The following is a 3,785-nucleotide window of genomic DNA, read 5'->3' as shown; positions in this document are numbered from 1 at the left end:
CTTCCGTGCTGCCTGAGCTGAACGCGYCCGAGTCTTCCACAAAGGTGGCGGTGGCCAGCGAGCTCTGCGACTTGCCGGCATTGATGTTGACGTTGTTGCCGGCGCTGGCGACCAGGGCGCCCTGCTGGCTCGTCACGCTGGCTGCCGTGGCGTTGATGTCTTTGCCGGCGACGAGGCTGAGGTTGCCGGTGGCGCTGAGCTGGCTGCCGACGYCCTGGCTCTGGGAGAAGCGGGTGTAGTTGCGCTCGTCGCGGGTGGCGTCGACGCTGTCGGACTTGGTGACCGTGTTCAGGTTGATGTTGTTACCGGCCTGCAGCTGGGCGTTGCCCTGGCTGACGCATTCACCAAGGCTTGTACTCAGGCTCTCCCCATAGTTCGGGCATGTGAGGAAAGTTCGCAAAGTTCTCATCCACTCGTTGACGATACTGGCTTAGGTCGGCCGGTCTAAAAGGATCATCAGGGAAAAGTTCGCTCCATAGAAGTAAATAGAACTTTTGCATTTCACGCTTCCAATGCTCCATGTCGTGTGGTTTGAAGCTGGCGTCGCCGTCGATTCCAGGCAACCACACGTTGGCCCATCCGAGTTTTTTAGTTAAGCAATAGCGGCAAGCTTCCTTGCGCAGGGTCTTCCCAGTTTCGGTATCTTTGAAGTGAGGATTCAAATCGACTAGAAGCCATTTACGTATGGCATAAAGTGCCTGCTCTTTGTGAGTTAAATCTAATGAAACCAATTCACTCGCATAGTGATAGTGTTCAGCCACATCTTCCTTGAATGCGGTCATGACCATGTCGGCATGCTTCAGATTGATATCGATCATCGCTTTATCCCCATTTTTAACGGATCAGGCATAGGTTTTCCCTGTAAGACATTGGGATAGGCGGTGTAAGCTTTGCCGGTCTTGAGGTCAATTCCCACCGTCGCACTGTCCGCCCAGCGGTATTCACCTGCTGGAATTCCCGCCACCTGGTTTTTTTTGGTTGCCCCTGTATATCCTTCTCCGACTGGACGATTGAATTGCACTGAGATTTGTCCATTTTGATACGCCCCCGGATTGGCCGCAAAGGCAGCCTCGGCTCGCTGAATAGCTGTTTGCATATCGGTAGCATTAAAAAATTTGGAAGCATCGGCGGGCATACCGCTTCCGCCAGTTTGTGGGTTGGTACCATTCATCGCTCTTTGGTGCTGCTGCTCCAAGGTTGTGCCTGGGCCATGCTTGAGATCATAGTGCGGGTTACTCACCCCATTTGCGGCATCTGCCGCCGCCTTTGCCCTTAAATCCGCTTGCGCTTGAGCATTGGGAACAGGGGCATAGGGATCAAGAGTCCCGTCCCTTCCCAAATTGTTCTCCACTCTTGCGGTTGCGATCGCCTGCGCTTCTGCTTTGGCCGCCGCAGACGTTGCACGAATCTCCTCAACGGCCGATTTGAGCATGTTCAGCCGGCCCGCGATGCTTGCAGCGCTTAGGCCTCTGAGGCCCAATCCGCCTCCCGCCAGGGCCTCGCCCACCCCTTCAATCCATTCACGCTGGTCTGCGGGATTGAGCAGCCCATTGCTACCCATGGCCTTGAGTTGCTCGACGCTTGCCTGCCTTAAGGTGGTGTTCTCCTGATCCAACTGGACTAGCGCAGTAAATATCTGGCCCCGACGCAGAGCTGCCGCGCCGCTGGTGTCGTTTTTGCTGTTAAGTTCCTGCAGTTCCTGGGTCAGCTTGAGTTGAGTACTGAGGTTTTCTCGCCGTTCCTGGCGCAACTCGCCGAGCACACTCCACTGCACGGCCGGAGGTTGTTGCCGCATATTGCGATAGTCTCGAGCGGCGTCGTTGAGAGCCAGATCCGAACCTGTCAGAGCACCAGCATTCGAACCATTTAACCCGGCAATAGTCTGGCCACCAACCGGTTTGAAGGCAGACTGGTACGCCCTATCCAACGCGGCCTCCACAGTTGGATTGTTTTTTGCATATTGACCGAACATCGCGTGGTTTGCGCTAGTAGCGGCGTCGGCAGCAAATAGCTCAAAGCGTTGTCCCGTTGAGGCATCAACAAAGGACTGTCCTGCGCCAAGTTCTTTCAAGAATGCTTGCGCTTCTATGTCAGAGACGCCTAAACGCTCGGCGTGGGCGGTATCTACATTGCGTAGCGCTTGTTGCGTCAGTTCGGCTTCGGCTTTTTCCAAAGAAATCTGGCGTAGCGCTGCATATTTGGCCGCATTCGCTTTGATCAACTGGGCCTCTGTAGGATGCAACTGCCGATTATTGGCATCCACAGTCGCCGCCATAACAGCTCCCTGAGTTCCGCCCACCGCCGCACCAATACCCGCAGCGGTCACGGTCGCCAGGCTTTGCGCGATGGCTCGCGCCGCTTCCTTGCTCATCCCCGAATCCTCCAAGCCCTTCTGAATTCCGTCTTGGAAGTCATTCATCAGGTTCGCTGCGCCGGCACTTGCCGCACCTCCTGCCGCACCGCTGATGCCGCCACTGAGTGCGCCGGTCAGTGTGTGCAGAGCTATACGGTAAATACCCCCTTCATCCCACTTCTTGGCTTCTCCCTCGTTGCCTGCTTTGCGCAGGTCAGCCGCTTGACCTGCCGCAAAGCTGGCCGTTGCCTTGGGCGCCTCTTTGGTAAAAGCCTGCATGATCTGCACCTGGGCAGTGATCTCCTTCTGCACCCGGTCGGCATCAAAGATCTTTGCAATGCCGGTTTCGGCATCGGTACTTCTGACAGCCGTGTTGCCGGCGATGCCGCTGATGCCGCTGCTTGATGTGCTGCTGACCTCGCCCTTGTCACTGCCAATGCCTACGCCCACGCCACTGACGCCAAACTTCCCGGCCTGCTGACCCACGTCAATGCTCAGGCCCGTGGCCTTGCCTTCGTAGCTGGCGTTGTTCTGGATATCGCTTAGCGTGAGTGTGCCGCCTGTGCTGAAGCTGTTCTTGTTGTTGTCTACCGCCGCCTGCGTGCTGGCAATGACCGCACCCTTGAGGTCGGTGTTACCCGCCACATTCACCTGGAAGCCACCATCCCCGGCTTTGATGCCGCTTTGCTGCACGACCGAGGCGTAGCTGCTGTCGATCTTGCTGTTGGACGCGCTGACACCGCCGCCTGCGCCGCTGCCCTTGCCATAGCTGACGGAAGCACCTGAACTGCTCTGCTCGCTGGTGTAGGTGCTGGTGTCTTGCAGGCTCTGGATGTTGAGGTTGCCGCCTACATTGGCTTTGACCGTGTTGGCCGCCACCACCGCGCCTATCAAGTTTGTATCGCCGCCGCTGATGATGCTGGCGGTGTTGCCGGCATTGACCTGGGTGTTGGTGTAGCGGGTGTCGCTACCGCTGCTGTTTCCCTGGCTTTGGCTGGCGCTGGCGCTGAAGCTGAATTGCTGCGAGATGAGCCCGTAGCTCACGCCTACGCTGCTGGAGCTTGAGCTGTTGCTGCTTTCCTGGCTGGCGTTGCTCTGGCTGGCCAGCAGGTTGACATTGTTGTCTGCGAGCAGGGTGACGTTGTTGCCGGCGGTCAGGTTTGCGCCTTGCGCCGTCAGGTTGCTGGCCTGGCCCGCGCCCGTGGCGACGATGGTCAGGTTCTTGCCCGCGGCGACGGTGCTGCCGGCGGCGCTGTTGCTCTGGCTGCTGCTTTTGCTTTCGCTTTCAGAAGTGCCGTAGCTGATGTTGATGGTGACGTCAGTTGCCGCATCCTTGTTGAAGTTGCCCGAGGCGTCGGTCATGCCCTTGTAGGTGTTGTAGCCCTTGAAGGCCCCTTGTAGGTGTTGTAGCCCTTGAAGGCTGCCGCCGCGC

3 protein-coding genes are annotated in these 3,785 nt (G+C 57.7%); all 3 read right to left on the bottom strand.

All coding sequences use genetic code 11. The annotated features are described in order from the left end of the window. Positions 1-400 (bottom strand): hemagglutinin repeat-containing protein (locus tag AC1DXS_RS24615; RefSeq protein ID WP_477740068.1); only part of this gene is annotated, 400 nt, incomplete at its 3' end. Continuing rightward, positions 342-818, bottom strand: a complete 477-nt coding sequence (locus AC1DXS_RS24610) for a hypothetical protein (protein ID WP_477740067.1) — start codon at positions 816-818, stop codon at positions 342-344. The genes AC1DXS_RS24615 and AC1DXS_RS24610, both read right to left, overlap by 59 nt. Further along, positions 815-3,785: hemagglutinin repeat-containing protein (locus AC1DXS_RS24605; RefSeq protein ID WP_477740066.1), on the bottom strand; the 2,971-nt coding region annotated here is incomplete at its 5' end. The genes AC1DXS_RS24605 and AC1DXS_RS24610, both read right to left, overlap by 4 nt.

The organism is Polaromonas sp. P3_B1, from assembly GCF_056402935.1.
The sequence above is the reverse complement of the archived record's forward strand: the minus strand, read 5'-3'. Positions and strand labels throughout refer to the sequence as shown.

Coding starts and splice junctions, on each gene's coding strand:
- AC1DXS_RS24610 (WP_477740067.1), bottom strand. CDS start 818: ATGATCGATATCAATCTGAAGCATGCCGACATGGTCATGACCGCATTC.